The organism is Kribbella sp. VKM Ac-2568, assembly GCF_004345365.1.
GTDB lineage: Bacteria > Actinomycetota > Actinomycetes > Propionibacteriales > Kribbellaceae > Kribbella > Kribbella orskensis.
In genome coordinates this window covers 36,117-61,461 of sequence record NZ_SLVF01000011.1, presented here as the reverse complement: position 1 = coordinate 61,461, position 25,345 = coordinate 36,117, and the positions used below count along the sequence as shown (strand labels likewise).

The 25,345-nt window shown below is 69.3% G+C and carries 28 protein-coding genes and 1 riboswitch; of the genes, 17 read left to right on the top strand and 11 right to left on the bottom strand.

The features are described from left to right. Nucleotide 1 precedes the first annotated feature (1 nt). Genes EV648_RS29325 through EV648_RS29315 form a run of 3 tightly spaced genes read left to right on the top strand, consistent with a single transcriptional unit; the run spans nt 2 to nt 3,901 of the window. A complete protein-coding gene (locus EV648_RS29325) occupies nt 2-823 on the top strand; it encodes an ABC transporter ATP-binding protein (RefSeq protein ID WP_132298363.1) in 822 nt (273 codons plus the stop codon). 7 nt (nt 824-830) lie between these two features. Further along, nucleotides 831-1,805: an ABC transporter substrate-binding protein gene (locus EV648_RS29320; RefSeq protein WP_132298362.1), complete on the top strand. Its 975-nt coding sequence runs from the start codon at nt 831-833 to the stop codon at nt 1,803-1,805. Then, nucleotides 1,802-3,901, top strand: coding sequence for an iron ABC transporter permease (locus tag EV648_RS29315; RefSeq protein ID WP_132298361.1), 2,100 nt, complete (start codon nt 1,802-1,804; stop codon nt 3,899-3,901). The genes EV648_RS29320 and EV648_RS29315 overlap by 4 nt, the downstream gene beginning before the upstream one ends. Before the next feature lie 42 nt (nt 3,902-3,943). On the opposite strand, the gene EV648_RS29310 is transcribed toward EV648_RS29315, so the two are convergent. Beyond that, complete coding sequence (locus EV648_RS29310) at nt 3,944-4,531, bottom strand: HhH-GPD-type base excision DNA repair protein (RefSeq protein WP_132298360.1); 588 nt, start codon at nt 4,529-4,531, stop codon at nt 3,944-3,946. A gap of 201 nt (nt 4,532-4,732) precedes the next feature. Here EV648_RS29310 and EV648_RS29305 point away from each other — a divergent pair, with 201 nt between their 5' ends. Then, nucleotides 4,733-6,043: a threonine/serine exporter ThrE family protein gene (locus tag EV648_RS29305; protein ID WP_132298359.1), complete on the top strand. Its 1,311-nt coding sequence runs from the start codon at nt 4,733-4,735 to the stop codon at nt 6,041-6,043. 12 nt (nt 6,044-6,055) lie between these two features. On the opposite strand, the gene EV648_RS29300 is transcribed toward EV648_RS29305, so the two are convergent. Next, nucleotides 6,056-7,591 carry an MFS transporter gene (locus tag EV648_RS29300; RefSeq protein ID WP_132298358.1) on the bottom strand — a complete coding sequence of 512 codons (1,536 nt, stop codon included), beginning with the start codon at nt 7,589-7,591 and terminating at the stop codon, nt 6,056-6,058. 229 nt (nt 7,592-7,820) lie between these two features. On the opposite strand from EV648_RS29300, the gene EV648_RS29295 reads away from it, so the two are divergent. The 6 genes from EV648_RS29295 (at nt 7,821) to ribH (ending at nt 12,887) form a co-directional block, all read left to right on the top strand. Then, on the top strand, nt 7,821-8,411 hold the full coding sequence (locus EV648_RS29295) for a TIGR03086 family metal-binding protein (RefSeq protein WP_132298357.1): 591 nt from the start codon (nt 7,821-7,823) through the stop codon (nt 8,409-8,411). Nucleotides 8,412-8,518: 107 nt separating this feature from the next. Beyond that, nucleotides 8,519-8,652, top strand: a riboswitch (FMN riboswitch). 174 nt (nt 8,653-8,826) lie between these two features. Continuing rightward, nucleotides 8,827-9,873, top strand: a complete 1,047-nt coding sequence (gene ribD, locus EV648_RS29290; protein WP_132298356.1) for a bifunctional diaminohydroxyphosphoribosylaminopyrimidine deaminase/5-amino-6-(5-phosphoribosylamino)uracil reductase RibD — start codon at nt 8,827-8,829, stop codon at nt 9,871-9,873. Continuing rightward, complete coding sequence (locus EV648_RS29285; protein WP_132298355.1) at nt 9,874-10,506, top strand: riboflavin synthase; 633 nt, start codon at nt 9,874-9,876, stop codon at nt 10,504-10,506. It abuts the gene before it with no gap. Beyond that, nucleotides 10,503-11,183 carry a nicotinamide riboside transporter PnuC gene (gene pnuC / locus EV648_RS29280; RefSeq protein WP_132298354.1) on the top strand — a complete coding sequence of 227 codons (681 nt, stop codon included), beginning with the start codon at nt 10,503-10,505 and terminating at the stop codon, nt 11,181-11,183. The genes EV648_RS29285 and pnuC overlap by 4 nt, the downstream gene beginning before the upstream one ends. A gap of 1 nt (nt 11,184) precedes the next feature. Further along, entirely contained in the window at nt 11,185-12,417 is a 1,233-nt protein-coding gene (locus EV648_RS29275; protein ID WP_132196503.1) for a bifunctional 3,4-dihydroxy-2-butanone-4-phosphate synthase/GTP cyclohydrolase II, read from the top strand. Beyond that, nucleotides 12,417-12,887 (top strand): 6,7-dimethyl-8-ribityllumazine synthase, encoded by a 471-nt coding sequence (ribH, locus tag EV648_RS29270; protein ID WP_132298353.1) that lies wholly within the window; start codon nt 12,417-12,419, stop codon nt 12,885-12,887. The genes EV648_RS29275 and ribH overlap by 1 nt, the downstream gene beginning before the upstream one ends. 11 nt (nt 12,888-12,898) lie before the next feature. Here ribH and EV648_RS43425 read toward each other — a convergent pair whose 3' ends face one another. Together EV648_RS43425 and EV648_RS43420 are read right to left on the bottom strand one after the other, a co-directional pair. Then, nucleotides 12,899-13,855, bottom strand: a complete 957-nt coding sequence (locus EV648_RS43425; RefSeq protein ID WP_199234889.1) for a hypothetical protein — start codon at nt 13,853-13,855, stop codon at nt 12,899-12,901. A gap of 2 nt (nt 13,856-13,857) precedes the next feature. Then, complete coding sequence (locus EV648_RS43420; RefSeq protein WP_199234888.1) at nt 13,858-14,799, bottom strand: hypothetical protein; 942 nt, start codon at nt 14,797-14,799, stop codon at nt 13,858-13,860. A gap of 61 nt (nt 14,800-14,860) precedes the next feature. On the opposite strand from EV648_RS43420, the gene EV648_RS29255 reads away from it, so the two are divergent. After that, the gene (locus tag EV648_RS29255; protein ID WP_132298352.1) at nt 14,861-15,835 is read left to right on the top strand and encodes a YafY family protein; all 975 of its coding nucleotides are present in this window, start codon (nt 14,861-14,863) and stop codon (nt 15,833-15,835) included. On the opposite strand, the gene EV648_RS29250 is transcribed toward EV648_RS29255, so the two are convergent. Continuing rightward, nucleotides 15,823-16,794 (bottom strand): P1 family peptidase, encoded by a 972-nt coding sequence (locus EV648_RS29250; protein WP_132298351.1) that lies wholly within the window; start codon nt 16,792-16,794, stop codon nt 15,823-15,825. The genes EV648_RS29255 and EV648_RS29250 overlap by 13 nt on opposite strands. A 19-nt stretch (nt 16,795-16,813) precedes the next feature. Here EV648_RS29250 and EV648_RS29245 point away from each other — a divergent pair, with 19 nt between their 5' ends. From EV648_RS29245 to EV648_RS29230, 4 genes are read left to right on the top strand one after another with little or no spacing between them, the layout of a single operon-like run. Beyond that, nucleotides 16,814-17,509: an MBL fold metallo-hydrolase gene (locus EV648_RS29245; protein WP_132298350.1), complete on the top strand. Its 696-nt coding sequence runs from the start codon at nt 16,814-16,816 to the stop codon at nt 17,507-17,509. A 40-nt stretch (nt 17,510-17,549) separates the two neighbouring features. Next, a complete protein-coding gene (locus EV648_RS29240; RefSeq protein WP_132196493.1) occupies nt 17,550-17,813 on the top strand; it encodes a phosphoribosyl-ATP diphosphatase in 264 nt (87 codons plus the stop codon). 46 nt (nt 17,814-17,859) lie between these two features. Next, nucleotides 17,860-18,711, top strand: a complete 852-nt coding sequence (gene hisG / locus EV648_RS29235; RefSeq protein WP_132298349.1) for an ATP phosphoribosyltransferase — start codon at nt 17,860-17,862, stop codon at nt 18,709-18,711. Continuing rightward, on the top strand, nt 18,699-19,187 hold the full coding sequence (locus EV648_RS29230; protein WP_241995692.1) for a PH domain-containing protein: 489 nt from the start codon (nt 18,699-18,701) through the stop codon (nt 19,185-19,187). Before hisG ends, EV648_RS29230 begins: the two co-directional genes overlap by 13 nt. Here EV648_RS29230 and EV648_RS29225 read toward each other — a convergent pair. The 4 genes from EV648_RS29225 to EV648_RS29210 form a co-directional block, all read right to left on the bottom strand. After that, nucleotides 19,184-20,080: an aldose 1-epimerase family protein gene (locus EV648_RS29225; RefSeq protein WP_132298348.1), complete on the bottom strand. Its 897-nt coding sequence runs from the start codon at nt 20,078-20,080 to the stop codon at nt 19,184-19,186. The two genes, EV648_RS29230 and EV648_RS29225, sit on opposite strands and share 4 nt — an antisense overlap. A 4-nt stretch (nt 20,081-20,084) precedes the next feature. Further along, nucleotides 20,085-21,722: a hypothetical protein gene (locus EV648_RS29220; protein ID WP_132298347.1), complete on the bottom strand. Its 1,638-nt coding sequence runs from the start codon at nt 21,720-21,722 to the stop codon at nt 20,085-20,087. A gap of 76 nt (nt 21,723-21,798) precedes the next feature. Further along, nucleotides 21,799-22,521, bottom strand: a complete 723-nt coding sequence (locus EV648_RS29215; RefSeq protein ID WP_132298346.1) for a uridine kinase — start codon at nt 22,519-22,521, stop codon at nt 21,799-21,801. Further along, nucleotides 22,508-23,014: a hypothetical protein gene (locus EV648_RS29210; RefSeq protein WP_132298345.1), complete on the bottom strand. Its 507-nt coding sequence runs from the start codon at nt 23,012-23,014 to the stop codon at nt 22,508-22,510. Before EV648_RS29210 ends, EV648_RS29215 begins: the two co-directional genes overlap by 14 nt. A gap of 98 nt (nt 23,015-23,112) precedes the next feature. On the opposite strand from EV648_RS29210, the gene EV648_RS29205 reads away from it, so the two are divergent. Continuing rightward, a complete protein-coding gene (locus EV648_RS29205) occupies nt 23,113-23,604 on the top strand; it encodes an SseB family protein (protein ID WP_132298344.1) in 492 nt (163 codons plus the stop codon). Here the strand turns inward: EV648_RS29205 and EV648_RS29200 are convergent. Both EV648_RS29200 and EV648_RS44335 read right to left on the bottom strand, forming a co-directional pair. Then, entirely contained in the window at nt 23,588-24,313 is a 726-nt protein-coding gene (locus EV648_RS29200; RefSeq protein WP_241995690.1) for a hypothetical protein, read from the bottom strand. The genes EV648_RS29205 and EV648_RS29200 overlap by 17 nt on opposite strands. Next, nucleotides 24,256-24,396: a hypothetical protein gene (locus tag EV648_RS44335; RefSeq protein ID WP_241995688.1), complete on the bottom strand. Its 141-nt coding sequence runs from the start codon at nt 24,394-24,396 to the stop codon at nt 24,256-24,258. The genes EV648_RS29200 and EV648_RS44335 overlap by 58 nt, the downstream gene beginning before the upstream one ends. A 229-nt stretch (nt 24,397-24,625) precedes the next feature. Here EV648_RS44335 and EV648_RS29190 point away from each other — a divergent pair, with 229 nt between their 5' ends. Beyond that, a complete protein-coding gene (locus EV648_RS29190) occupies nt 24,626-25,345 on the top strand; it encodes a TetR/AcrR family transcriptional regulator (protein ID WP_132298343.1) in 720 nt (239 codons plus the stop codon).

Here is a 25,345-nt window from a genome sequence, read left to right as displayed (position 1 = left end):
CATGCGAGAGTCAGTGGGGCTGGCCGGCGTCGATCTACACCTCGGTTATCACGGTCATCAGGTGGTTGACGGCGCGTCTCTGCGCATCGAGGCCGCCAGTGTCACCGCGCTCGTCGGGCCGAACGGCAGTGGCAAGTCGACACTGCTGCGAGCCCTGGCCCGGCTGCACAAGCCGGAGTCCGGCGAGATCGCCTTCCCGGACGGGCAGTCCGCTCTCGACCTGTCCTCGAAGGACTTCGCCCGGCGCGTCACGCTGCTCTCGCAGTCCCGCCCGACGCCGAACGGTGTCAGCGTCCGCGACGTCGTCGGCTACGGCCGCCACCCGTACCGCGGTCGCTGGCGGAACGACGACCCGGACGGCAACCAGGCGATCAACCACGCGATGGATGTCACCGGCGTCACGGCGATGGCCGAACGCGCCGTCGACGAACTGTCCGGCGGCGAACTGCAACGTGTCTGGCTAGCCACCTGTCTGGCCCAGGACACCGGCGTGCTGCTGCTCGACGAGCCGACCACCTTCCTCGACCTGCGCTACCAGATCGAGATCCTCGACCTGATGCGCGACCTCGCCGACGACCACGAGGTCGCCGTCGGCGTGGTGCTGCACGACCTGAACCAGGCCGCCGCGGTGGCCGACCGGATCGCGCTGCTGGATCGCGGGCGGATCCGCGCCACCGGCACGCCCGCCGAGGTCCTCGAGGCCGACGCGCTGTCCGAGACCTACGGGATCCGGATCGAGGTCGGCACCGATCCCGCCACCGGCCTGCTGAGCACGCAGCCGATCGGCAAGCACACCCAACGACCCACCCTTCAAAACACCTGAGGTTCTGATGAGACGAGTCACCGCCCTGGCCGCCGCTGCTCTGGCGCTAGTGCTCACCGCCTGTGGAAGCAGCGAGAACGTCACACCCGAGGCGGACAGTTCGGCCGCCGGCCAGCCGGTGTCGGTCACCGACGCCAGGAGCAAGAAGATCGACCTGCGGGCTCCCGCCACCAAGGTGGTCGGGCTGGAGTGGGGTGTGGTCGAGAACCTGGTCACCCTCGGCGTGATGCCGGTGGGCGTCGCGGACACCAAGGGCTACACCACCTGGGTGACCGCGGCCAAGCTCGATCCGTCGGTCAAGGACGTCGGCACCCGCGGTGAGGCCAGCGTCGACGCGATCGTTGCCCTGAACCCCGATCTGGTGATCGTCACCACCGACGAGTCGGCCGGCACGATCGCCCAGCTCGAGAAGGCCGCGCCGGTGCTGGTGGTGCGCGGCGCGGACGCGGCGAACGCGATCCCGCAGATGAAGACGAACCTCGAGCTGATCGGCAGGGCGGTCGGCAAGTCCGACCAGGCCAAGGCCGCGCTCGCCGACTTCGACAAGGCCCTTGCCGACGGCAAGCAGAAGATCGCCGACGCCGGCCAGGCGGGTGGCGCGTTCACGATGGCCGACGGCTACAAGCAGGGCAGCACGATCTCGATCCGGATGTTCACCACCGGCTCGCTGCTCGGAGCCGTCGCGGGTGAGCTGGGGCTGAAGAACTCCTGGACCGGCGCCGGCGACAAGGACTACGGCCTGGCGCAGACCGACATCGAGGGCCTGACCAAGCTGCCGGACGGCGACTTCCTCTACATCGCCTCCACCACCGACGGCGGTGACGTGTTCGGCGGCGACCTGTCCAAGAACGCGATCTGGAAGAATCTGCCGTTCGTGAAGGCCGGCAACGTGCACCGGTTGGCGGACGGCATCTGGATGTTCGGCGGTCCGAAGTCGACCGAGCAGTTCATCGACGCCGCCGTGCAGGCAGTCACCTCTTGACCCAGCTGACCGCACCGCGGCCCGACGTTGCCTCGGTCCCGCTGGAGCCGGTACGCCGGATCCGCGTGGCCGGGGTGTTCGCCATCGCGCTGGTCGCGGTGGCCGTGCTCGCCGCGGTGCACCTGACCCAGGGCACGTCCTCGGTGAACGCCGGGGACCTGCTGCGGTTGATCGTCGGCCAGGGAACGGACAACTCGGCGAACGTGCTCGTCGCGTCGCGGTTGCCTCGGCTGCTGGCCGGCATGCTCGTCGGGCTCGCGCTCGGAGTCGCCGGCGCCGGACTCCAGTCGCTCGCGCGGAACCCGCTGGCCTCGCCCGACACGCTCGGCGTGAACGCTGGGGCGTATCTGGCCGTGGTCGTCGTCGCGGCCTTCGGGATCCCGCTGCCGGTGCTGCCTGCTGGTGGAGTCGCCTTCCTCGGCGGACTCGCGGCCGCAGTGCTGGTGTTGAGTCTGTCAGCGGGTGGGACGTCCGGGCCGACGCGGTTGATCCTGGCCGGGTCGGCGGTCGCGATGGCGCTCGCCGGGGTGACCACCTTGCTGTTGCTGCTGTACCGCGAGGAGACGATCGGCACCTTCGCGTGGGGGAGCGGCACGCTGGTCCAGACAGACCTGGACGCGGCCGGGCAGATGGCCCCGATCGTTGCCCTCGGCCTGATCGGATCGTTGCTTCTGGCTGACAAACTGGACATCCTTGCCCTGGGCGACGACACCGCCGCGGTGCTCGGTGTCCGGGTCCGCCGTACCCGGGTCTGGATCACGCTCGTCACCGTGTTGCTGTCGGCCGCGGCTGTCACCGTGGCGGGTCCGGTGGGATTCGTCGGGCTGGTCGCGCCGGTGCTCGTCCGGCTGATCGCGCCGCTGGTCCCCGGGCTGATGAGGCATCGGGTGCTGCTGCCGCTGTCGGGGTTGGCCGGCATCCTCGTGGTGCTTGCCGCCGACGTGATCCTGCGGGCGCTGCTGGGTGGTCAGGCCGGGGTGGAGATCCCGACCGGCATCATGACGATGCTCGTCGGCGCGATCGTGCTCGTCTGGCTGGCCCGCCGATACCGCGACTCCGGGCCTAGCCGCCAGGCCGCCGCCGGAGCGAGTTCGGGGCTGCGCAGCCTGCGGACCTTCTGGATCGTCATCGGCGTGCTCATCGTGGCGCTCGTCGGCGCGCTGGTGTTCGCGATGCTGGCCGGTGACGCGTTCCTGCGGACCGGCGACATCGTGAACTGGATCAACGGCCGCTCCGGCCGGGCGATCACCTACGTCCTCGACCAGCGCTTCCCACGGGTCCTGTCGGCCGTGCTGTGCGGCGCGGCGCTCGCGATCGCGGGTGCCACCGTGCAGGCCGTCTGCCGCAATCCGCTGGCGGAGCCGGGCATTCTCGGCATCACCGGCGGTGCAGGCGTCGGTGCGGTCATCACGCTCATGGTGGTGCCGGCCGCGAGTATCTGGCTGCTGTCCGGCGTCGCCGCGGCCGCCGCTTTGGCCGCCTTCGCGCTGGTCTACCTGGTCTCCTGGAGGGGTGGGCTCAGTTCGGACCGGCTGGTGCTGATCGGGGTCGGCGTCTCGTCGGCGACGACCGCGATCATCACCTTCGTCATCGTCTATACCGATCCGTGGAACATCAGCCTGGCGATGACGTGGCTGTCCGGCAGCACCTACGGCCGGACCCTGCCGCAGGTCATCCCCGTCGCCGCGGCGCTGCTGGTGCTGACGCCGGTCATCGTGCTGGCCCGGCGCGAGCTGGACCTGCTGTCCCTCGACGACGATGTGCCGCGCATCCTCGGAGTACGGCTCGAGCGGACCCGGTTGGTCGCGTTGGTCGGTTGCGCGTTGATGACGGCCGCGGCCGTGTCAGCCATCGGCGTGGTCGGTTTCGTCGGCCTGGTCGCACCGCACGCGGCACGGGCTTTGGTAGGCGGGCGGCATGCGCGCCTGCTCCCGGTCGCCGCGCTGCTCGGCGCGGTCCTCGTCAGCGTCGCCGACAGCCTGGGCCGGACCGTACTGGCCCCCGCCCAGATCCCCGCCGGCCTACTCACCGCCTTGATCGGCGCCCCGTACTTCGTCTACCTCCTCTGGCGCACCCGCACCCCCGCGCGCGCCTGAGCCGGCGGTACGCCGTACTGGATCAGTACTGCCGCCCGGAGATCAGCGGACGGCGTTGTCCTGCTTGTCGCGTTTGGCGGCCTTCTGGGCCTTCTTCCACTCGCGGACCTTGGCGAGGGACTCGGGGCCGTCGATGTCCGCGACCGAGCGCGGGATGTCGTCGCCGAACTTGCCCGCCGCCTCCCGCCAGCCCTGCGGGCGGACGCCCTGGGTCTTGGCCAGGATGGCGACGAAGATCTTCGACTTCTCCTCGCCGTACCCGGGCAGCGCGTGCAGCCGGCGGTACAGCTCGGCACCCGTGTCGACGCCCTTCCAGATGTTCGCCGCCTGGCCCTCGTACTCGTCGGCGAGCACCGTGCAGACCTGGTGGATCCGCTTGCCCATCGCGCCGGGGAACCGGTGGATCGACGGCTTCTCCGCGCAGACCGCGACGAACTCCTCGACGCCCATCGCGGCGATCCTGTTCGCGTCGAGCTGGCCGAGGCGTTCCTTGAGCTTGGCCGGACCAGCGAAGGCCCACTCCATCGGCACCTGCTGATCCAGCAGCATGCCGATCAGCAGGGCGGTGCCGTCCTCGTTCAGCAGACCGTCGGCGGCCTTGTCACCTGTGATGTAAAGCGTCCCGGGCATGCGCTCAGGCTACTGGGTGCCCGGGGCGGGGTGTGGTCAATCATCCGGAAAGCGCGGCGGTGCCGGGCTCGGGCCCGACCAATCACCCATGCCGGACGATGACGCAGGGGCCTGAGGCACCGACGATGGCCATCTGATCGGTGTCGTCCGTCTTGCGCCTGGCGCGCGGCGTGACTCTGGGTGTTGTGATCGGACAAGGACATGACGGAGCGACGCGAGGTCTATGAAACGCTCGATCTGGCGCTGCGGATCGGCGAGGTCCTCCTGTCGTCCGGGGCTGGGGCGGCCGATGTCACGGTCGCCATGCTGGCGGTGACCCAGGCCTGCGGGGTGCGCCACGTGACCGCGGACGTGACGTTCGTAGATCTGACCCTCCACCACCAACCCACCAGCGACGAGCCCGCCGCCATCCAGGTTCGCCGGGTGACCCGGCGCCCGGTCGACTACGCGGACCTGGTCGACGTCGACGAGACGGTGAACAGCCTCGTCGCCGGTGATATCACCCGACGCGAGGCTGGAGACCAGCTCGCCCGGATCGTGTCCACCGGTCACCACCGACGCCGCTGGGCGGTGACGGTCGGCTGGGGCGTGATGGGAACCGGTATCGCGCTCACCCTGGGCGGCAGCCCCATCGTGTGCCTGCTCGCCTTCCTGACGGCCTGTGCGATCGACGGGACCCAGTTGCTCTTGCCCCTGCACCGCATCCCGGCGTTCTACCAGCATGCGGCGGGGGGATTCGTGGCCACGCTAATAGCGGTCATCGCCTCGGCCACGGAACTCGCGGTGAACCCGTCCCGGGTCGTCACGACGGGGATCGTCATCCTCCTCGCGGGAGTCGGCATGATGGGTGCCACCCAGGACGCTCTGACCGGCTTCCCGGTCACGGCCAGCGCCAGGTTGATCGACGCCGTGCTGAACACGGCGGGCATCATCGCCGGGGTGGGTGCAGGACTCACCGTCGGCGACATGCTCGGAGTGGGCCTGATCAGCTTCGAGCCCGGTGCGGCCGGCCTGGCGGAGGTCGGGGTCACCGTCTTCGGCGCCGCACTGGCCGCTGCGGCCTTCGCGTTCGCGTCGTACGCACCGCGGCGCTCTCTGATAGCGGTGGCCCTGGTCGCGGCGCTCGGACAGGGGGTCCTGCTGACCATCGACAGCTCTGACGTCGGCCGGACCTGGGGTTCGGCGGTCGCCGCCATCACCATCGGCGCAGTCTGCTACCTCGTTGCAGGTCGATTCCGGGTCCCGGCGCTCGTCGTGGTTGTCCCCGCGATCGTGCCGCTCCTGCCAGGACTCGACATCTACCGGGGACTCGCCCTCTTCGCGGAGGGCAAGGACGGCGTCCTCGAGTTGGCCTCAGCGCTCGCCACCGCGCTCGCGCTCGCGGCCGGCGTGATCCTCGGTCAGTACCTCGCGCAGCCTGTCAAGCGTGAGGCGCGTCGACTGGAGACCCGGCTCGCGGGCCCACGGATGGTCGGTCCGTTCCGACGCCACGGCGACAAGGACACCCGGTGACCCCGGCCGACCTCACCCCGGCCTCCGCTCTGATGCGCCCGCCTTACCTTGCTCGGGGTCGGCTCGTCCGGCCGTTGCCGAGGTCGGCAGGGTGTGGAGGTGGGCGGCGGCTGCCGCGGCGGCGTCGTTCAACGTGCCGGTCGCCGCGCGGTGCCGGGCAATCACGAAGGCCATCAGGACGCCGAGGAAGCTGAAGACCGCCATCATCCACGAAGCCGCGGCCAGGCCGGACGCCAGGGCGTCACTCTGCGACGCGCCGTCGTCGGCCTGGTTGGCGATCACGGTGCCGTAGATCGTGGCGGCCAGTGCGGTGGCCACCGCGGCGCCGACGTACCGGGCCATGTTGGAGACGCCCGAGGCCCCACCGACCTCGTTCTCCGGTACCGACGCCGTCGCCGCCGACGACGCGGGACCGTTGGACATTCCCATGCCCACCGCGATGGCAACCAGCGGCAGCACGAACGCGGCGTACGTCCACGACGCGCCCACGAAGCCCACGATGACGAATCCGAGAGTGGTGAGGGCGAACCCGGCGCCGATCGTCTGCCGGCCGCCGAACTTCGCCGCCAGACGCGGCACGAGCGGGGCCACGACGACGAGCCCGACGGTCGCCGGCAACGTCGCCAGGCCTGCCTCGAGAGGGCTGAAGTCCAGGGCGGCGGGATTTTGGAAATACAGGCTCAGCAGGTACATCAGCCCGTTGATCGTGCCCGCACCGATGAGAATCGCGATGGTCGAGCCCACCAGGACGCGGTTGCGCAGCAGCGCGAGGTCCAGCAGCGGTACGGCGACCCGCCGCTCGACGGCGATGAACGCGTAGGCGGCCGCGATCGAGATCGCGAAGCAACCCAGCGTGGCCACCGAGAGCCATCCCCAGTCGCCGCTCTTGGAGACCCCGAGGATGAGCGGCGTCAGCGTCAGCGCGATGAGCACGGTGCCCGCGTAGTCGATCGTCCTCGGCCGATCCGGGTCGCTCGACTCGCTCACGGTCGCCGCGGTCAGCACCATGCAGAGCAACGCCACTGCAGCGTCGATCCAGAACAGCCCCTGCCACCCGGTGGCATCGACGAGCACGCCGCCCAGCAACGGACCGGCGGCCGCGCCGACGGCCGCCGCCGCGCCCCACAGGGACACCGCCCGCAACTGGGCAGCTCCGTCGTTGGCGACCGACAGGAGGCTCAGGCCACACGCCAGGATGGTCGCACCGGCCGCGCCCTGGATCACGCGTCCGGCGATCACCATCCCGCCGGACCCGGCGAGCGCGATCATCACGCACGACGCCACGAACAGCAGGAGGCCCAGCTGGAAGACCCGCCTGCGGCCGAAGACGTCACCCAGCGAGCCCGAGGTGACGATGACCGCGGCACCGACCAGCGAGTAGCCGGTCACCGCCCACTGCAGCGTCTCTACCGAGGTGCCGGTGTCTTCTGAGATGGCGGGTAGGAGGATGCTGACCGCCGAGGTGTTCGCGTTCACCACGAGCGTCGAGATGCACGTGGCCGCGAGCACCCCGCCCGCCCGGCTCCTGACCTTTGCAGCGTCGCTCATACGCTTCCTTCCCGCGAACGGCCGATCGAGCTCGAACCAACGGTAGGACGGACGCGCTCGGCAGCCCTCACCCTTTACGGACGAGCCCACCTCGTTTTCCTTCGCGCCGGGTGCCGGGGCGGTCGGTGCGGGTTAACCCGTGAGGGTGTGGTCAATCCTCAGGAAAGCGGGCGGCGCCCGGGCTGCGGGCCTATGCTCGGCCAGGGCAGGACGACGAGGAGGAGAGCGGATGGACATCCGGGATCTGGATCGGCGGGCCGGCGCGGTACTCGGCGAGGTGATCATGCAGGTGCGGCCTGAGCACCTGTGGTTCCCCACCCCCTGTCCCGACTGGACGGTACGCGGCCTGCTGCGGCACATCGTCAGCGAGAACGAGGGATTCGCCGCCGCGGCGATCGACGGCTCGGCCCCGGTGCAGACCTGGACCGGCGGGCGGCTCGGCGACAACCCCGCGGGCGCCTACCGACGGTCGAACGTGCGGGTCGCCGAGGCGTTCGCCGACGGGGGAGCGCTGGACCAGCCGATGGAGGTCCGCGAGTTCGGCACCTTCCCGCGCCGGGTCGCGCTCACCTTCCGCCAGCTCGACTGCATCGTGCACGCCTGGGACGTCGCCCGCGCGATCGACGTCCCGTACGACCCACCGTCCGACATGGTGGAGATGGCCCTAGGCCTGGCCCGCCGCATCCCCGACACCGACGAGACCCGAGGCCCAGGCGCCGCCTTCGAACGCAGCGTAAAAATCCCCGGCGGCGCCTCAGACCTCTCCACCCTCCTAGCCCTGGTCGGCCGCAACCCCGACTGGATGTCCCCCCTCGACTGACCAGTCAGCCTGAGAACCCGCCAGCGAGCGACAGGGGTTCCAGGATGTGACCCAGGTCGTGGTGGGGTTTGGGGAGAGGGGCATACTTGGAGCACGAGTGAACCCACTCGCGTGCTCCGGGGTCGGTGTAATTCCGAGCCGGCGGTGATAGTCCGCGACCCGGTCGTTGCAGTTCGGCGGCCGGTTGACCTGGTGGAATTCCAGGACCGACGGTGAAAGTCCGGATGGGAGGCGCACGCGATCGGCGGGTGCGCTCCGGCGTCCGGACGACGCGGCTTCAGGGCTGCGCCGAGCGATCTTCCCGATCGTGGCCGGTCGCCCGTGGGGTCCTCCTGACTCCCGGGTGAAACGCGGTGGAGCGGTGCGCGCCGGTTGTCACGACCCCGGGCGCGACCGTGACAACGAGGGACCGTCAGTGAACAACGCGTCGCCGATCGACATCGCCTGGATGCGTCGTGCCGTCGAGCTCGCCGCCCTGGGCATCGGCACCACCCACCCGAACCCTGTCGTCGGCTGTGTCATCACCGGGCGCGACGGACATCCGGCCGGTGAGGGATTCCACGCCTACCCCGGAGGCCCGCACGCCGAAGTCGAGGCCTTGCGGATGGCCGGCGACCGCGCCCGCGGCGGTACGGCGTACGTCACGCTGGAGCCGTGCAACCACACCGGCCGGACCGGTCCGTGTGCCGACGCCCTGATCGAGGCGGGCGTCGCCCGGGTCGTGTACGCCGTACCGGACCCGAACCGCCAGGCGTCGGGCGGAGCCGACAAGCTCGCCAACAAGAACATCCAGGTCGAGCAGGGCGTGCTCCAGGACGAGGCCGAAACGGTCAACCACGTCTGGCTGCACTCGATCCGGACCGGCCGTCCGTTCGTGACCTGGAAGTTCGCCACCACCTTGGACGGACGCAGCGCGGCCCCGGATCGGTCGAGCCGGTGGATCACCGGGCCGCTCGCGCGCGCCGACGTGCACCGCAAGCGGGCCGAGTGCGACGCGATCGCGGTCGGCACCCAGACCGTGCTCGACGACGATCCCGAGCTGACCGTCCGCGACGCGGAGAACCAGCAGGTCGGGCGGCAGCCACTCCGGGTAGTGGTCGGCGATCGCGACATCCCAGCCACCGCGCGGGTCCGCAACGACCGGGCCGAGACGCTGCTGCTCCCCACCCACGATCCCGCCGAGGTGCTCCGGCAACTGGACGATCACCAGATCCGGCACCTCTGGCTCGAAGGCGGCCCGACCCTGGCCGCCGCCTTCCTGCGCGCCGGGCTGGTCGACCAGATCGTCGCGTATGTCGCTCCGGCGGTCCTCGGTTCGGGGTTCTCCGCCATCGGCGACCTGGGCGCGGAATCTATCGCCGACCTGAGGCGCTTCACCCTTGCGGACGTCACCCGCCTCGGCGACGACGTTCGGCTGACCCTGACCCCGCTGACAACTCCATCACCGCAAAGGACGGTCTGAATGTTCACCGGAATCGTCGAAGAACTGGGCACGGTCGAGGCTCTCGACCTGCTGGAGGGCGACGCCGCCCGGCTGCGGATCCACGCGCCGCTGGTGACGTCGGACGCCGGCCACGGCGACTCGATCTCGGTCAACGGCTGCTGCCTGACGGTGATCGACACCGCCGACGGCACCTTCACCGCCGACGTGATGCGCGAGACGCTGCAGCGCACCAGCCTGGGCAGCGCCGAGAAGGGCGCCCGGGTCAACCTCGAGCGCGCGGTCGCCGCGCACGCCCGGCTGGGCGGTCACATCGTCCAGGGGCACGTGGACGGCGTCGGCACCATCGCCAGCCGTGAACCCGCGGAGCACTGGGAGGTCGTCCGGATCGCGGCGCCGGCGGAGATCCTCCGGTACGTCGCCGAGAAGGGTTCGATCGCGGTCGACGGGGTGTCTCTGACCGTGACGGACGTGGACGACAGCACCGGCACGTTCGGGATCAGCCTGATCCCCACCACCCTCGAGCTGACCGTGCTCGGCCGCAACAAGGTCGGCGACACGGTGAACCTCGAGGTGGACGTGATCGCGAAGTACGTCGAGCGCCTGCTCACCGCCGGAGCGCAGCCGAACACTGTTGCTGGAGGCAAGGAATGAGCTTCTTCAACTGGTTGCTGCACGAGCAGGTGACGATCGCCGGCTCGCCGGTGCTGGTCCGGGAGATCGTCGGCAACGTCTTCGGTCTGGCCAGCGCCCTGTTCGGTATGCGCCGGCTGGTCGCGGCCTGGCCGGTCGGCATCATCGGCAACGTCCTGCTGTTCACGGTGTTCGTCGGCGGGGTGTTCGACACCCCGCAGGACAAGGACCTCTGGGGTCAGGCCGGGCGGCAGGTCTTCTTCGTCCTGGTCAGCCTCTACGGCTGGTACCGCTGGTACCAGACCCGCCACGCAGGCGCCGCCACCGGCGTGAACCCACGCTGGGCGACCACCCGGGAACGCCTGGAACTGCTCGGCGTCGGCGTGGTCCTCTACGCGATCGCGTACCCCGTGCTGAAGTCGCTGGGCTCGTGGGGACCGCAATGGGATGCGTGGATCCTGACCGGCTCGATCCTCGCCACCTACGGGATGGCGCGGGGTTTCGTCGAGTTCTGGCTGATCTGGATCGCGGTGGACGTCGTCGGCGTACCGCTGCTGGTGCAGGCGAAGTTCTACCCGAGCGCGGCGATGTACGTCGTCTACGGGTTGTTCTGTGTGATCGGGTTCGCCGCCTGGTGGCGGATCCAGAACCGCGAGGCGGCGGCAGCGTCGACTCCCGAACCAGTGGTGGTGGGTTGACATGGGTGAGCTGCTGAAGCTCGACACGATCGAGCATGCGATCGACGAGATCCGGGCCGGCCGTCCGGTGATCGTGGTCGACGACGAGGACCGCGAGAACGAGGGCGACCTGATCTTCGCCGCGTCCAAGGCGACGCCCGAGCTGCTCGCGTTCCTGATCCGCTACAGCTCCGGCGTGGTCTGCGTCCCGATGGAGGCGGCCGAGCTCGACCGGCTCGGCATCCCGTTGATGACTCCGCACAACCGGGAGCGGATGCGGACGGCGTACACGATCTCGGTCGATGCCCGCGACAGCATCTCGACCGGAATCTCGGCGGCGGACCGGTCCCGGACGATCCGGGTGCTGGCCGACTCCGCCTCCGAGCCGTACGACCTGGTCCAGCCCGGGCACATCTTCCCGCTGCGCGGGCGGGAGGGCGGCGTACTGGTCCGACCGGGGCACACCGAGGCGTCGATCGACCTGGCGCGACTCGCCGGGCTGACGCCGGCCGCGGTGATCTCCGAGCTGGTGAACGACGACGGCACGATGAAGCGCGGGCAGGACCTGCGTACCTTTGCGGACGAGCACGGCCTGGTCCTGGTCTCGATCGCGGACCTGATCCGTTATCGGCAACGGACCGAGACCCAGATCAAGCGGGTGGCGACCACCACGCTGCCGACCCGGTACGGCGACTTCGTTGCCCACGGCTACCGGAACACCGTGGACGGGTCCGAGCAACTCGCGCTGGTCCGGGGCGACATCGGGGACGGCCCGACGCTGGTCCGGCTGCACTCCGAATGTCTGACGGGTGACGCCTTCGGCTCACTGCGGTGCGACTGTGGTCCGCAACTGGACGAGGCGATGCGCCAGGTCGCGGCCGAGGGCGGCGTCGTGGTGTACCTGCGCGGCCACGAGGGCCGGGGGATCGGCCTGCTGCACAAGCTGCAGGCGTACGAGCTCCAGGACGCGGGCCGCGACACGGTCGACGCGAACCTCGACCTCGGGCTGCCCGCCGATGCCCGCGACTACGGCACCGGCGCGCAGATCCTGGCCGACCTGGGGATCACCTCGGTGAAGCTGCTGACCAACAACCCGGACAAGCTGGCCGGAGTACAGGGCTACGGCATCGACGTGGTCGAGCGCCGGGGCATCTCGATCGACCCGACCGAACACAACCTGCGGTACCTGCGGACCAAGCGCGACCGGATGGGCCACCACCTGCCCACCGGCACAGACGAGAACGGAGCCGGCTGATGTCGGGCAGTGGAGCACCAACCATCGAGATCCCGCGGGCCGAGGGAGTCCGGGTCGCGGTCATCGCGGCGCAGTGGCACCCGACGGTGACCGACTCCCTGGTCGCCGGGGCCGAGCGGGCGCTGGCGGACTCAGGTGTCACGGACTACAAGGTGATCCGGGTGCCCGGGTCCTTCGAGCTGCCGGTCGCCGCACTGCATGCGGCGAAGAGCGGGTACGACGCGGTGGTCGCGCTGGGCGTGGTGATCCGCGGTGACACGCCGCACTTCGAGTACGTCTGCCAGGCGGCGACCGACGGCCTGATGCGGGTCGCGGTGGAGACCGGAGTACCGGTCGGCTTCGGCCTGCTGACCTGCGACAACGACCCGCAGGCCCTGGACCGGGCGGGACTCCCCGACAGCCGCGAGGACAAAGGCTACGAGTCCACGCAGGCCGCGCTCTCGACTCTCCTGGCCACCCGCGCCCTCTGAAAAGCGTTGCGTCAGGCGGTGCGGGTGTGGGTCATGCGCCAGTTGGGGATCCAGGTGCGGCCGCCGTCGGTGGAGAAGGACTGCTCCCAGGCGGCCTGGTCCGCGCCGGGCGTCCAGAGGAAGCGCACGTCGATCGGCTGGCCCTCCCACTCGTCAGGGCCTTCGAAGACGCCCAGGCCGTCGGCGCCGAACGAACCGACGACAGGTGTCTCGAGCCGGCCGCGCAGGCTGTTGATCCAGTGGATCGACCAGGTCTTCGTCTCCGGGTGGAACAGCCGCAGGGTCGCGCCGCGGAATCCCTCGGTCGGGAACCAGCCTTCGTCGAAGCTGATCGCGCCGTCGAAGTACGAGTAGACCTTCATCTTCGAGGGCACCTCGTACCAGTCCGCGGGCTCGCCCAGGGCCGGCTTGCGACGCTCGTTCGCCATGTCCCACTCGCCGACCAGGAAGTCGAAGTCGCTGGTCGGCTTCGGGATGTCCACCCGCGGCGGCTCCGTGTCGCGCCGGGTGAAGTCCATCGTCCAGTTGACCTCCCAGGTCTCTCCACCGTCGTCGGAGAAGGACTGCTCCCAGTGCGCGGTCGTCTCGGTGATGTCCGACCAGGAGTAGCTGACCAGGATGGGCTTGCCGTCGAGTACCTCCTCGCCGACCAGCCAGCACGAGCCGTCCTTCCACCCGCCCTTCACCGGCGGCTGGACCTCCATCGAGGTACTGCTGATCCAGTAGATCGTCCACTGCTTCTCGACCGGGTCGAACAGCCGCACGGACATCCCGTACGACCCCTTGGTCGGGAACTGCATCTCGTCGATGCTGATCGCGCCGTCGAAGTGGGTCCGGGCGCTGCAGGTGCCGTCGTACTCCTGCCAGTCGTCGCTGCCGACGAGCACCTTGCTCAGCGTCCGGTGCCGGACGTCGAAGTGGCCGTCGAGGAAGTCGAAGTCGCCGGTTTCCTTGGTCCAGGTTGTCATGGTCAGACTCCTCGCCGGGTGAAGGTCATCGTCCAGTTGCTCTCCCAGGTCGCCCCGTCGTCGACCGAGAAGAACTGCTCCCAGACCGGTACGTCGCCCGTGGTCCACCGGAAGCGGACGTCGACCGGCCGGCCCTCGTGCTTGTCGGGACCCTCCAGTACTCCGATGCCGTCGGCACCGAATCCGCCGTGCACGGGCGGTTCGAGCACACCCCGGCGGCTGCTGATCCAGTAGATCGACCAGGCCCCGGCAGCCACGTCGTACAGGCGGACGGTCATGCCGTGCGCGCCGTCGGCCGGGAGAGTGACCTCGTCGACGCAGACCGCGCCGTTGAAGAGCGTGTACGCCTCGGAGGTGCTGCCCGACTGCTCGCGCCATTGGTCGCTGCCGGTCAACGGCGACACGAGGCGGCGGTGGAGCACGTCCCAGGAGCCGACGAAGAAGTCGAAGTCGCCGGTCACCTTGGGGAGGTCCAGCTGCGGCGGTTCGGTCGTCCGCCGGGTCAGATCCATCGTCCAGTTGGTCTCCCAGGTCTCCCCACCATCGGACGAGTAGGCCTGCTCCCAGTGCGCGGTCTCCTCGGTGATGTCGGTCCAGCGCAGCCGCACCGGGACCATCCGGTCGCCGAGGTCGTCCTCGCCGTACAGCGTGGCGACGCCGTCCGTCCACTTGCCGCGGACCGGGGGCTGGAGCTTGCCGGTCCTGCTGTTGACCCAGTAGATGGTCCAGTTCTCGTCGGCCGGGTCGTAGAGGCGGAGCGACAGGCCGTACCCGCCGGCGAACCGCGCCTCGTCGATGCTGACGCCGCCGTCGAAGTGGGTGCGGCCCGTGCAGGTCCCGGTGAACTCCTTCCACTCACCGGTTGGCTGCAGCACGCGATGGGCCACGTCGAAGTGTCCGGTCAGGAAGTCGAAGTCGTTCGTCAGCTTGGTCAATGTGGTCATGACCAGACCTTCTCGTGGAAACCTGACAGGTCATGTCAGTGTTCCGGAGTAGCCTCGAATCATGCGTTCGAGTCGCCTGCTGTCGATCCTGCTCCTGCTGCAGACCCGCAGGCAGTTGACCGCGCGCGAGCTCGCGACCGAGCTGGAGGTCTCGCTCCGCACGATCTACCGCGATGTCGAGGCGCTGGCCGCCGCCGGCGTCCCCGTGTACGCCGACCAGGGCCGGGCCGGGGGATACCGCCTGGTCGACGGATACCGCACGAAGCTGACCGGGCTCACCGAGGGAGAGGCAGCCGCGCTCTTCATGGTCGGCATGCCTGGTCCCGCGGCTGCACTCGGGCTGACCGAGCAGACGAGTGCGGCCGAGCTCAAGCTCCTGGCCGCGCTGGGCCCCGATCAACGCGATCGCGCCGGGCGGCTGAAGAACCGCTTCCACCTGGACATGCCGGCCTGGTACCGCGAGGCCGAGGACTCACCGCACCTCGCGGCGATCGCGGAGGCGGTCCTGCACGACCGCCGGATCAAGGTGCTCTACCGGCGCTGGGAGGCACCCCGCGAGGTCGAGCGCATCCTCGAGCCGTACGGCCTCGTGCTCAAGAACGGCACCTGGTACGTCGTCGCCGCCACCCCCGGGGGACTCCGCACCTATCGAGTCTCGAACATCCTCGAGCTGACCCCGACCGACGAGGAGTTCATCAGGCCGGGCGAGTTCGACCTCGGCCGGCACTGGCAGGACCACCTGGACCAGTTCGAGCAGCGACGGTTCACGAGTGAGGCGGTGGTCCGGATGTCCGCGCCGCTGGTGGCTCGGCTCAGCGACCTGTCGTCCACCCTGTTGCTGAAGGCGATCGCCGACACTGGCGCCGAGCCCGACGAGGACGGCAGCATCACGGTCGCAGTACCGATCGAGTCGATCGGCAACGCGGCCACGCAGTTCGTCCGGTACGGCGATCGTCTCGAGGTGCTCGACCCGCCGGAGCTCCGCGCCGAACTCGGCCACCTGGCCCGGTCGTTGGTCGCCCTCTACGAGTCCTGACCCAGCTCGGCGACCAGTTCGAGAGGTACGGCGTACTGCGTGTTCCCGCCGTACCCGGTGACGGTGTGGGCCATCGTCACCGAGTTCAGCAGGGCTTCCTCCGTTGACTCGGTGACTGCGTGGAAGACGTTCCTCAGCAGGCGATCCTGCATGCCCTCGCCGGTGCGGGCCGTGCTGAAGGCGATGGCGTAGTCGCCGCTGCCAGGGGAGTAGTCGGAGCCGACCCGGGCCATGGCGAAGATCGCTCGTCTGGCCAGGCGGCCGAGTTGGCGGGCGTCCAGGGGGAGGTCGGTGGCTACGACGATCATGCAGGAGTTGCCCTCGGGTTCAACGACGGGATCTCGGTGGATGGGAGTGCCGAGGACGGTGAGAGTGCCGGAGAAGTTGGATTGGACGAGGGCGCCGACGGTCCCGCCCGTGACCGCGCGCGAGGACGTGCCGATCCCCGCTTTGAAGCCGAGGGCGCTGGTGCCGGTGCCGGCTCCGACGCAACCTTCAGCGGGGAGGTCGGTGGAGGCCGAATCGAGGGCGTCGAAGACATGCTGGGGCGTGATCGGACGCCGGCGGATGTCGGAGAGGAAGCCGTCGTTGGTCTCGCCGACGACCGGATTGAGGCTCGTCGCCGTCGGGTCGCGGTCGAGCAGCCAGGTCAGCAGCGCGTCGGCGACCCGGAAGACCGAGAGCGTCCCGGTCAGCAGCACCGGCGTCTCCAGCACGCCGAGTTCGTCCACCTGGGTGGAGCCGACCAGCTTCCCGTAACCGTTCCCCACCGCGATCGCCGCGGGCAGTCCGGCGGCGTACCCGTCCGGCACGATCGCTGTCACCCCGGTGTGCAGGTCGCCTCCGTCATCGATCGTCGTCTGCCCGACCCGGATCCCCGGCACGTCGGTGATGGCGTTCAGCGGACCGGTCGGCAGCGAACCCGGTACGACTCCCAGTTCTCGAACTCTCGATGGCATGCCAGCTATCGTCGGGCAAATGGTCGAGTTGGTGCACCTCAGCGGCCGGGTCTGGCTCTACCCGCACGACCCGGACCCCGAAGCGGTCCGGCCGTCCGTCGCGGTGATCGCCGACGACCGCGGCAGCGTCCTCGTCGACGCCGGCAACAGCCCGGCCCACGCCACCGAGATCCAGCAGGCCATCGCCGCAGCCGGTCTCCCTGCGCCCACGACCCTCGTCTACACCCACCATCACTGGGACCACAGCTGGGGTGCATCCGCCTGGGAGAACGTCGAGGTCATCGCCCACGCCGCGGCTGTCGACCTCCTCGAGGCGGAAGCGAAGCGCCCGTGGAGCCACCAGTACCTGAGAGACCGGGTCGCCGAGAACCCGAAGCTCGGTCCGAGCTTCCGCGCCCGCGCGCTGGCGATGCCGGGCTGGGACGGGTTCGAGGTGATCGTGCCGCACCGGACCTTCGAGGACACCCTGACCCTGCCGACCGGAGTACAACTGCGGCATGTCGGCGGGAACCATGCGCCGGACTCGCTGGTGGTCCTCGACCCCGAGTCGGGCGTGATGCTGCTCGGCGACTGCTTCTACCCGCCGCCGTTCCACCTGCGGACCGAGTCCGACGGGATGGATTTCGGGATGGTGAAACGGTTCCTCGCGGAGCGTCACGCCTGGTACGTCGACGCCCACTCACCGCCTCGGGAAAGTCCGGAGAGCGAGACCTGATCGCAACCTGCGACCGGCCGACCTCTAGGCTGAGCCTGCGATGAAGACCTTTGACGAACTCTTCGCCGAGCTGGGCGAGAAGGCGCTGACCCGACCGGAGGGCTCCGGCACGGTGGCCGCGCTGGACGCCGGTGTGCACTCGATCGGCAAGAAGCTGGTCGAGGAGGCCGCCGAGTCCTGGATGGCCGCCGAGCACGAAGGCAAGGAACGGGCCGCGGAGGAGCTGAGCCAGCTGCTCTACCACGCGCAGGTGATGATGCATGCGCTCGGCCTGAGCCTCGACGACGTGTACCGACATCTGTAGGAGCTCTTACAGATCCCCCGGTTCACATCTACAGATTGGCCGTTTCATGCTGCGCGTCGCAGTACCGAACAAGGGCTCGCTGAGCGAGGCCGCCACCGAGATCCTGGCCGAGGCCGGTTACCGGCAGCGCCGGACCACCAAGGACCTGTCCCTGACCGACCCCGACAACGGCGTCGAGTTCTACTATCTGCGCCCCCGCGACATCGCCGTGTACGTCGGTGAGGGCACCCTGGACGTCGGCATCTCCGGCCGCGACCTGGTGCTCGACTCGCACGCGGACGCCGAGACCATCCTCGAGCTCGGCTTCGGCGGCTCGACCTTCCGGTTCGCCGGCCGGCCCGGGGTGGCCCGGTCGGTGAAGGACCTCGAGGGCAAGCGGATCGCCACCTCGTTCGCCGGCATCCTCAGCGACCACCTGGCCGAGAACGGCGTCAAGGCGTCCGTGGTGAAGCTGGACGGCGCGGTCGAGTCCGCGGTCCAGCTCGGCGTCGCGGACGTGATCGCCGACGTCGTCGAGACCGGTACGACGCTGCGCCAGGCGGGCCTGGAGGTGTTCGGCGAACCGATCCTCAAGTCCGAGGCGGTGCTGATCAAGCGGCACGCGGCGTCCGTGGAGCAACCCAACGGGCTCGAGCAGCTGGTGCGCCGGCTGGAGGGCGTCCTGGTCGCCCGCAACTACGTGATGATGGACTACGACATCCGCGCCGAGGCGGTCGAGGCCGCGAACGCGGTGGCGCCGGGCCTCGAGTCGCCGACGGTCTCGCCGCTTCATCGGGAAGGCTGGGTCGCCGTCCGCGTGATGGTGCCCCGGGCCGAAGCACAGCGGATCATGGACCTGCTCTGGGAGATCGGCGCCCGGGCCATCCTCACCACGGACATCCACGCGTGCCGGATCTGACCACGATGACCTCGAAGGACACCGCGGCCCCGCGGGCGGAGTGGACCTTCCACCCGTGGATGGTCGCGATGATGTCGACCGCGATGGGGCTGTCCCTGGTCGCCGTGTTCGGGGTGATCTGGTTCCGGTTGTCGGCGGAGTCGCGGGACAGCTTCACGCCGTTCCAGCGGATCACGCTGCTGGCGTTCTTCGGTGTCATCCTCTGGCTGCTCTACCGGATGGCCACGGTCCGCGTCACGGCGTACGCCGACGGGCTGCGGGTCCGGAACGTGTTCAAGAGCTACCGCTACGGCTGGGACAACGTGAAGGCGCTGCGGTTCCGCGCGGGTGACCCATGGCTGCAGCTGTTCGATGCCGAGGGCAACAGACTCGGCATCCTCGCGGTGCAGGCGTCGGAAGGCGCCCGGGCGGGCCGCGCGGCCAAGGAACTGGCCGCGGTGGCCCGCTCTCATGGCGCCGGTCAGCCGCTCGCCTAGACGCTGACGTCGAAGCTGGTGGTGTGTTCGTCGCCGGGCTTCAGGACGACCAGGTCGTCGCCGGTCTTGAAGGCGTCCGGCGGACACGTCATCGGCTCGACGGCCAGCCCGACCCGGCCGATCGCGTTACCCGTGTAGAGCTGCATCCACCTGGTATCGCTGCGCAGCCGCGCGGTGTTCCCCGTGTCCGGATCGGTCAGCCGCACCTCCCAGGACTCCGGCAGTCCGGTGAAGGCGTTGTCGATGTCGAGATCCTGCAACTTCTTCGCCTGACTGAAGTCGTACTGCGAACCGCCTACCGGTGCCAGTCCCACGGGGCTCAAACGATCCGGGGTGACCTCCAGCCACTCCGCCGCGGTGAACTCCAGCTCACACTCGTCGATCTTCCGGCCGACGGACAGGTACGGGTGGACGCCATACCCGTACGGCGCGTCATCGGCGCCGACGTTCACCGCCCGGGCGGTGACGGTCAACCCGCTCTCGGCATCCAGGTGGTATTCGAGGCTCAGGTCCAGCTGGTGCGGATACCCCGGCTGGCCGTGGAGGTGGTGCGCCAGGTGGACGACGGATTCGTCGGTGCCGTCGTCCACTCGCTCCCAATTCGCCCAGCGCGTCAGCCCGTGGATCGCGTTCAGCCGGGCCGGCTCGGTCAGGTAGAGCTGCTGGTCCACCCCGCGGAAGGTGTACTTCCCGTCGGTGATCCGGTTCGGCCACGGGAACAGGTGCTGCCCGATCCCCGCGTGCGCCGGCTCGTCCTCGCCGTAGCCCACGAGCACCTCGCGCCCGCCGTACGAGAGTCCGCGGAGGCCTCCACCCACGCTCACCACGGTGCCGAGGTACTCCCCGGCGCGAATCGTCCACTGCTCCCCTGACGGCAAGACCTGTCGGCTCATCCGCCTATCCTCCCGCACCGCTCGTGGAGCCGGCCATCAGCTTGTCGATGCGGCGAGTGCCGGTGTGATCGACCCGGAACCTGAACCCGTGGGGGCTGGTCCACTCCAGAGCGCCGTCGTCGAGACGCCGGACCGACCAGCGCCCGTGGGTCTTGACCCGGTGGCTGAATCGCCGCAGGGGTGCCAGGTTGCTGGTATTCGTCTGCCCGGGTGGTCCGGTCGGGTCGTAGGGCTCGATGTGGTCGAGGTCGATCCGTCGGGTCGTCTCAGCTGTCCCGAACGGGAACTGCTCGACCGGGTGGGTCAGCGCAACACGTTCACGAATGCGGTCGGGAATCTCATAGGCGTCGACGCTGACCTTGTCGTTGAGGTCGATCACCGGCCTCACCAGGTACGGGCCGTATCCGATCAATTCGCCCAGTTGGCCGGCCACCATCGGCCCGATGCCTTCGACCCGCAAGACTCCGCTGCCGGTGGCGAGGGTGTGGTCGGTGAGGTGGACGAGAACCTCTGTCCGGCCCGGTGAACGTCCGCCGGACTGCATGGTGTTGCTGTGGGCTTGCTGCTTGATCTGGGCAAGCCTCGCTGCCAGGGCGCGCTGCGCTGCTCGATCCGGCTCTGAATCGTCGGAGTCCTCGCACGTTTCGTGTCGGGTCCGGACCGGCGTGTCCAGGGGATCAGGCAGCTCGGTTTGACCTGGATGTGGTGCGTCTCGGTCCGCCTCGTCATCAATCCCCGGCTCAGCCGGATCCACGGCAGGCGATGCTGCTTCCGCGGATCCTCTGACATGTCTGGAAGCTGAGGCGGCGGCAGGGCGCGGCGGGGTGCTCACGGAGAGACTGGAGGCTTGGGCGAGCACGGCGGCGGCGTAGGTCGGGTCAGCGAGGATACCGACGGCCTTGGCGCGGCGCCTTTGGAGAGAACTGGTGTCGCCGAGGGCTTTCAGGGCTTCAGCGATCGCGTCGACAGTGGCGTCGAAACGGATGACATCGCCCGACGCGGCCAGGATCCAGACGGACTTGTTGCCATGGTCGTTCGAGCGACCGATGTAGACACCTCGTTCGCGGGCCTTCTGCTGGGCAGCCGCCTCGGCTGCTGCGGCGTCTGCCTGCCAGATCGCCGCCTTGACGATCTTCTTCAACCGAAGCGGGGTGACGGAATCGATGATCCCCGCAACCCGCCGATCGACGATGGCGGCGGCCTCCTCGCTCAGGTCGAGGCAGGCAGTGGCGATCTGCCGGGCCTTCCAAGGAGTCGCCTCCTCGTTCAGAACCATCGCGAGGATTCGGGGCAATCTGTGGCGAAGGGCGAGTGCCTGGCCGATGAAGGCCGCCGCGGCACCGGCGGACATGTCCATCATGGCCCCGAACTCAGCAGCGGCGAACTCGCTGATCGATGGGCAGCCCGCTCCGCCGAGGACGATCGCCCGTTCACTCCCAGGTGTTTCGGCGCGCTCGTGGGTCGTGGAATGGTGAAGGTCGGCGTACCGCAGAGCGTGGACGATGAGCCTGACCTCGAGCCGCCGGTGTTCGGCGTGATGCTCTGCGGTCGAGCTGAGCAGCTCGGCCGTATCCAACTCCTGCACATCGCCATCGAACATGTCTTCGATTCTAGGCGCAATCAAGTGTGCACGCCAAGTCACCAACCCCGCCGTTTTCTGTTGTCCACAAGGGCAAACGTCACACTGGCGCTCGACGAAAACCTGATAGACAACGCGGCTAGGAGGCGGCGGAGTCCTGGGTGAGGTTGACGGACTTGGTCACCAGTTCGGTCTCCGTCGAGTGCGGGACGGTGGGGTCGCCGTCGACGATGACGTGGGCGCGCTGCCGGCTGTTCTCGGTGGCGAAGTGGTCACGCTCCCAGCGCATCCACTCCAGCCAGTGGTCGCGGAGGGCCTCGCCGTCGCGCTCGATACCGCGGTCCAGGCGGACCTCGTTGCTCGTCTCGATCCAGATCCGCAGTGACTGGTAGGGATCGGCGTCGCGGTCGTTCGAGGTGACGCCCTCGACGATCAGCAGGTCCAGGGTGACCGGGACCACGTGGAGCTCGGCGTAGGCGCCATGCTGCCAGTCGTACCGGCGGTAGCGGCCTTCGCGGCCGTCCGCCAGCCTCTTGAGGACGTGGTCCCGGAGCAGCCCGAACCCGCGAACCGCGCCGTCCCACCCCTCGTACAGGTCGTCCATGTGCAGCACCAGCGTGTGCAGGCCGCGCGCCTCCGCACGCGCGGCGATGCGGTCGGCCAGGGTGGTCTTGCCGGAACCGGCGGGCCCGTCGACGCTGATCAGCCGCGTCCGGCCCAGCCGGGCGGGCATCTCCTGGACGTGGTCGAGCAACTTGTCGATCGCCAGCGGCCCGTTCGTCAGGGGATCGTGTGTCAGGGGGCCGTTCGTCAGGGGGTCGGTACCAGGGGTGCCCTTGGTCAGGGGGTCAGTTGATTCCATGGCGTTTCAGGATGTCCTCGATCTCGTCGAACTCCGACGATTCCTGGCTCTTACCCGCCTTGGGGGCCTTGGCGGGCTTCGCCTGCTTCGTGGGCTTCGCGCTGGCCGCCGGGGGACCGGACGCCGTCAGCTCACCGATGGCGTCGGAGACCTGCTTGGGCTTGGCCGCCTTCTCCGGGGCGTCACCACGGCGCGTCCTGGCCACGCCGGAAACGACGTAGAGCACGACCGAGACGCCGAACAGCGCCACCCCCGCCCACACGGTGGGGGAGAAGATCAGGTGCGTGACCCAGCTCGTGACGCTCTTCACCACGTCCCAGAGCAGCTCGAGCAGCCCGGTCATGTACAGCGAGACCGGGAGCAGCGACCAGGCCACGCCACGCACGCCCGAAGCGAGTCCGCGGCGCCGCCAGGCGGCCCAGGATGCGATCAGGCCGAGCAGCGTGAGGCCGGCACAGAACGGCAGCAGCGTCAGATCATTGAAGTCAGGCACATACCCAGGCTCGCACAGGAACCACACGATCCAAGAGGGAACAGCCCTGACACCACCCTGAAACCCCGCTCCGGGGAGGCGACCCGGACAATGGGTGGGTGCAACCAGAACGCCGCCTCGCCTTCACCGGATTCGACAACGACGACGGGACGGCCGATCCTGCGCTCAGCGAAGCCCTCCGAGCGGGTGACCAGGGCGCGATCCTGGCCGCGCTGACGAAGGCGCGGCTGCTGGTGCCGGTGGTCGCCATGCTCGGCGAGGTCGAGTACGACGAGCGTGGGCTGGCGCACGACAAGACCTCCGACATGGCCGTGGCGCTGCTGCAGGGCCAGGACGGGCGGAACGCGTTGCTGGCCTTCACGAGCACGGAGAGTCTGGCCCGCTGGAGTCCCGAGGCGCGGCCGATGCCCGCCCAGTCACAGTTGGTAGCCACCGCCGCGATCCAGGAGGGCGCCGCCGCCATCGTCATCGATGTCGCCGGGCCGGCGCCCGCAGTACTGGAGACGGATGACGTACGGCGCCTCGCCGCCGGCTTCCAGGTGGTTCGCCTGGAAGACGGCGGCTACGGGTGGGTCACGATCGGCGAGTGATCAGCCGGCTGGGGAGTTGACCGCGTCCATCGGCTCGCCGCGCAACCACCTGCCGCCGGGTGAAACCGGTCAGCCGCTGCAGGCCGAACTCACGCCGCCGGTCGAGCACCGCCACCGCGATCGTGTTGATCGAGGCGATCGCGGTGTAGGCGATCGCGATCGCGACCAGCAGAGCCGAGGGCAGCAGGATCGACTCGCACCCCGAAGTACCGTCGACCAGCGCGACGATCTTCACCTTGACCAGCGCGTCGTCACCCAGCCGTACTCCGATCTCGTCCCCGATGCCGACCTTCAGCTTCTTGGCCGCTCCGGGTGGCAGGGCGACCGTGTCACCGGTGAGTTGCTCCAGAGATCCGGCGTGGACCTTTCCCTTGTAGACGGGCCCGTTCAGCCCCAGGAGCGGCCAGGCATCGCTGGTGTGAGTGGTGTCGTACGGCTCCTCGATCCAGCCCGTGCTCCGGACCAACTCCGAGGCCGCGGTGACTCGCGGCGCACTCCGGACCTCGTCGAACAGACCGTCCGGTAGGGCGCCCACATCGCTTGTGATGACGACATTTGCAGACAGGTTGTCCGTGTAGGCGTCGACCGCTGCCGTCTGCTGGGTGGTCTGCGAGTAGTCACCTTCGATCGGAGCAGCAGTTGCGAGAGGGGTCAGCGGGTCGCGGCGGCGGGCAGGTGGGACTTGCGGTGGTAGGACTCGTTGGTCCACCAGAGGATGGCGACGCCCAGTCCCAGACCGAGGTCCGACCACAGCCACCACGGCCCGTCGAAGTGGCCGAAGACCGCGAGCACCAGCCCGCAGACGGCCAGCCAGCCGACGGTCGCGATGCGCAGTGCCAGGGTCAGTCCCGACGGCGGTACCGCGTCCGGCCCGGTGCCGGTCCGACGAGAAAAGCGTAAGGATTGAACAGTTTGTCCCGGCAGGAGTCTGGGACCCGTTTCGGAGGTGGGGTCAAGTCCCCTGTGACCGGTGGGGCTCAGGGTCCTGCCGGAACGGCGCCGGGTGCGGAAGGATGGGGGCATGAGCGACGAGCCGGGCCGGTTGCCGGCTGGGCTCGCCCTGTCCTGGGGCGTCCAGCCGGTGCAGCGCCGTGGCCCGAAACCCGCGCTCAGCGTCCGGCAGATCGTCGCCACCGGGATCGAGTTCGGCGACACCCAGGGCTTCGAGGCCATCTCGCTGCAGAGGATTGCCGCGCACCTGGGCGTCAGCACGAACGCGATGTACCGCTACGTCAGCTCGAAGGACGAACTGATCGTGCTGGTCACCGAGACCGCCTGGGGACGAGCGCCTCGACTGACCGCCGAAGGCTGGCGCGAGGGCGCGCAAGCCTGGGTGCACGCCCAGTTGGAGCGGTACTCCGAGCGCCCCTGGCTGCTGGATGTCCCGATCAGGGGTGCGCCGGTGACGCCGAACCTGCTCAGCTGGGTCGAAGTACTGCTGCAGGTGCTCGACGACACCGGACTGAGCCAGCACGACAACCTCGGCTGTGTGCTGCTGCTCGACGGGTACGTCCGCAGCTACGCCAACCTGGCCCGGCAGTTGGAGGCGAGCGACGCAGCGCCGGTGCAGTCGGACGAGGTGGGCGCGTTCCTGGTGCCGCGACTGGCCGCCGGCGACTATCCGATGCTGACCGCGCTCTACACGAACCAGGAGTACGAGGACGGGCTCGACGACGATCTCGAGTTCGGCCTGGATCGCATCCTCGACGGTATCCAGGTCCTGATCGACCGCAAGCTGTAG

Excerpts from the sequence above, each read along its gene's own strand:
- EV648_RS29300 (WP_132298358.1), bottom strand. The coding sequence starts at position 7,591 with ATGAGCGACGCTGCAAAGGTCAGGAGCCGGGCGGGCGGGGTGCTCGCG.
- EV648_RS29310 (WP_132298360.1), bottom strand. The coding sequence starts at position 4,531 with ATGCCCGGGACGCTTTACATCACAGGTGACAAGGCCGCCGACGGTCTG.
- EV648_RS29215 (WP_132298346.1), bottom strand. The coding sequence starts at position 22,521 with ATGGAATCAACTGACCCCCTGACCAAGGGCACCCCTGGTACCGACCCC.
- EV648_RS29320 (WP_132298362.1), top strand. The coding sequence starts at position 831 with ATGAGACGAGTCACCGCCCTGGCCGCCGCTGCTCTGGCGCTAGTGCTC.
- EV648_RS29240 (WP_132196493.1), top strand. The coding sequence starts at position 17,550 with ATGAAGACCTTTGACGAACTCTTCGCCGAGCTGGGCGAGAAGGCGCTG.
- ribH (WP_132298353.1), top strand. The coding sequence starts at position 12,417 with ATGTCGGGCAGTGGAGCACCAACCATCGAGATCCCGCGGGCCGAGGGA.
- EV648_RS29275 (WP_132196503.1), top strand. The coding sequence starts at position 11,185 with ATGGGTGAGCTGCTGAAGCTCGACACGATCGAGCATGCGATCGACGAG.
- EV648_RS43420 (WP_199234888.1), bottom strand. The coding sequence starts at position 14,799 with ATGACCACATTGACCAAGCTGACGAACGACTTCGACTTCCTGACCGGA.
- EV648_RS29250 (WP_132298351.1), bottom strand. The coding sequence starts at position 16,794 with ATGCCATCGAGAGTTCGAGAACTGGGAGTCGTACCGGGTTCGCTGCCG.
- EV648_RS29285 (WP_132298355.1), top strand. The coding sequence starts at position 9,874 with ATGTTCACCGGAATCGTCGAAGAACTGGGCACGGTCGAGGCTCTCGAC.
- EV648_RS29305 (WP_132298359.1), top strand. The coding sequence starts at position 4,733 with ATGACGGAGCGACGCGAGGTCTATGAAACGCTCGATCTGGCGCTGCGG.
- EV648_RS29225 (WP_132298348.1), bottom strand. The coding sequence starts at position 20,080 with ATGAGCCGACAGGTCTTGCCGTCAGGGGAGCAGTGGACGATTCGCGCC.
- EV648_RS29245 (WP_132298350.1), top strand. The coding sequence starts at position 16,814 with ATGGTCGAGTTGGTGCACCTCAGCGGCCGGGTCTGGCTCTACCCGCAC.
- EV648_RS29325 (WP_132298363.1), top strand. The coding sequence starts at position 2 with ATGCGAGAGTCAGTGGGGCTGGCCGGCGTCGATCTACACCTCGGTTAT.
- EV648_RS29255 (WP_132298352.1), top strand. The coding sequence starts at position 14,861 with ATGCGTTCGAGTCGCCTGCTGTCGATCCTGCTCCTGCTGCAGACCCGC.
- EV648_RS29295 (WP_132298357.1), top strand. The coding sequence starts at position 7,821 with ATGGACATCCGGGATCTGGATCGGCGGGCCGGCGCGGTACTCGGCGAG.
- EV648_RS43425 (WP_199234889.1), bottom strand. The coding sequence starts at position 13,855 with ATGACAACCTGGACCAAGGAAACCGGCGACTTCGACTTCCTCGACGGC.
- pnuC (WP_132298354.1), top strand. The coding sequence starts at position 10,503 with ATGAGCTTCTTCAACTGGTTGCTGCACGAGCAGGTGACGATCGCCGGC.
- hisG (WP_132298349.1), top strand. The coding sequence starts at position 17,860 with ATGCTGCGCGTCGCAGTACCGAACAAGGGCTCGCTGAGCGAGGCCGCC.
- EV648_RS29190 (WP_132298343.1), top strand. The coding sequence starts at position 24,626 with ATGAGCGACGAGCCGGGCCGGTTGCCGGCTGGGCTCGCCCTGTCCTGG.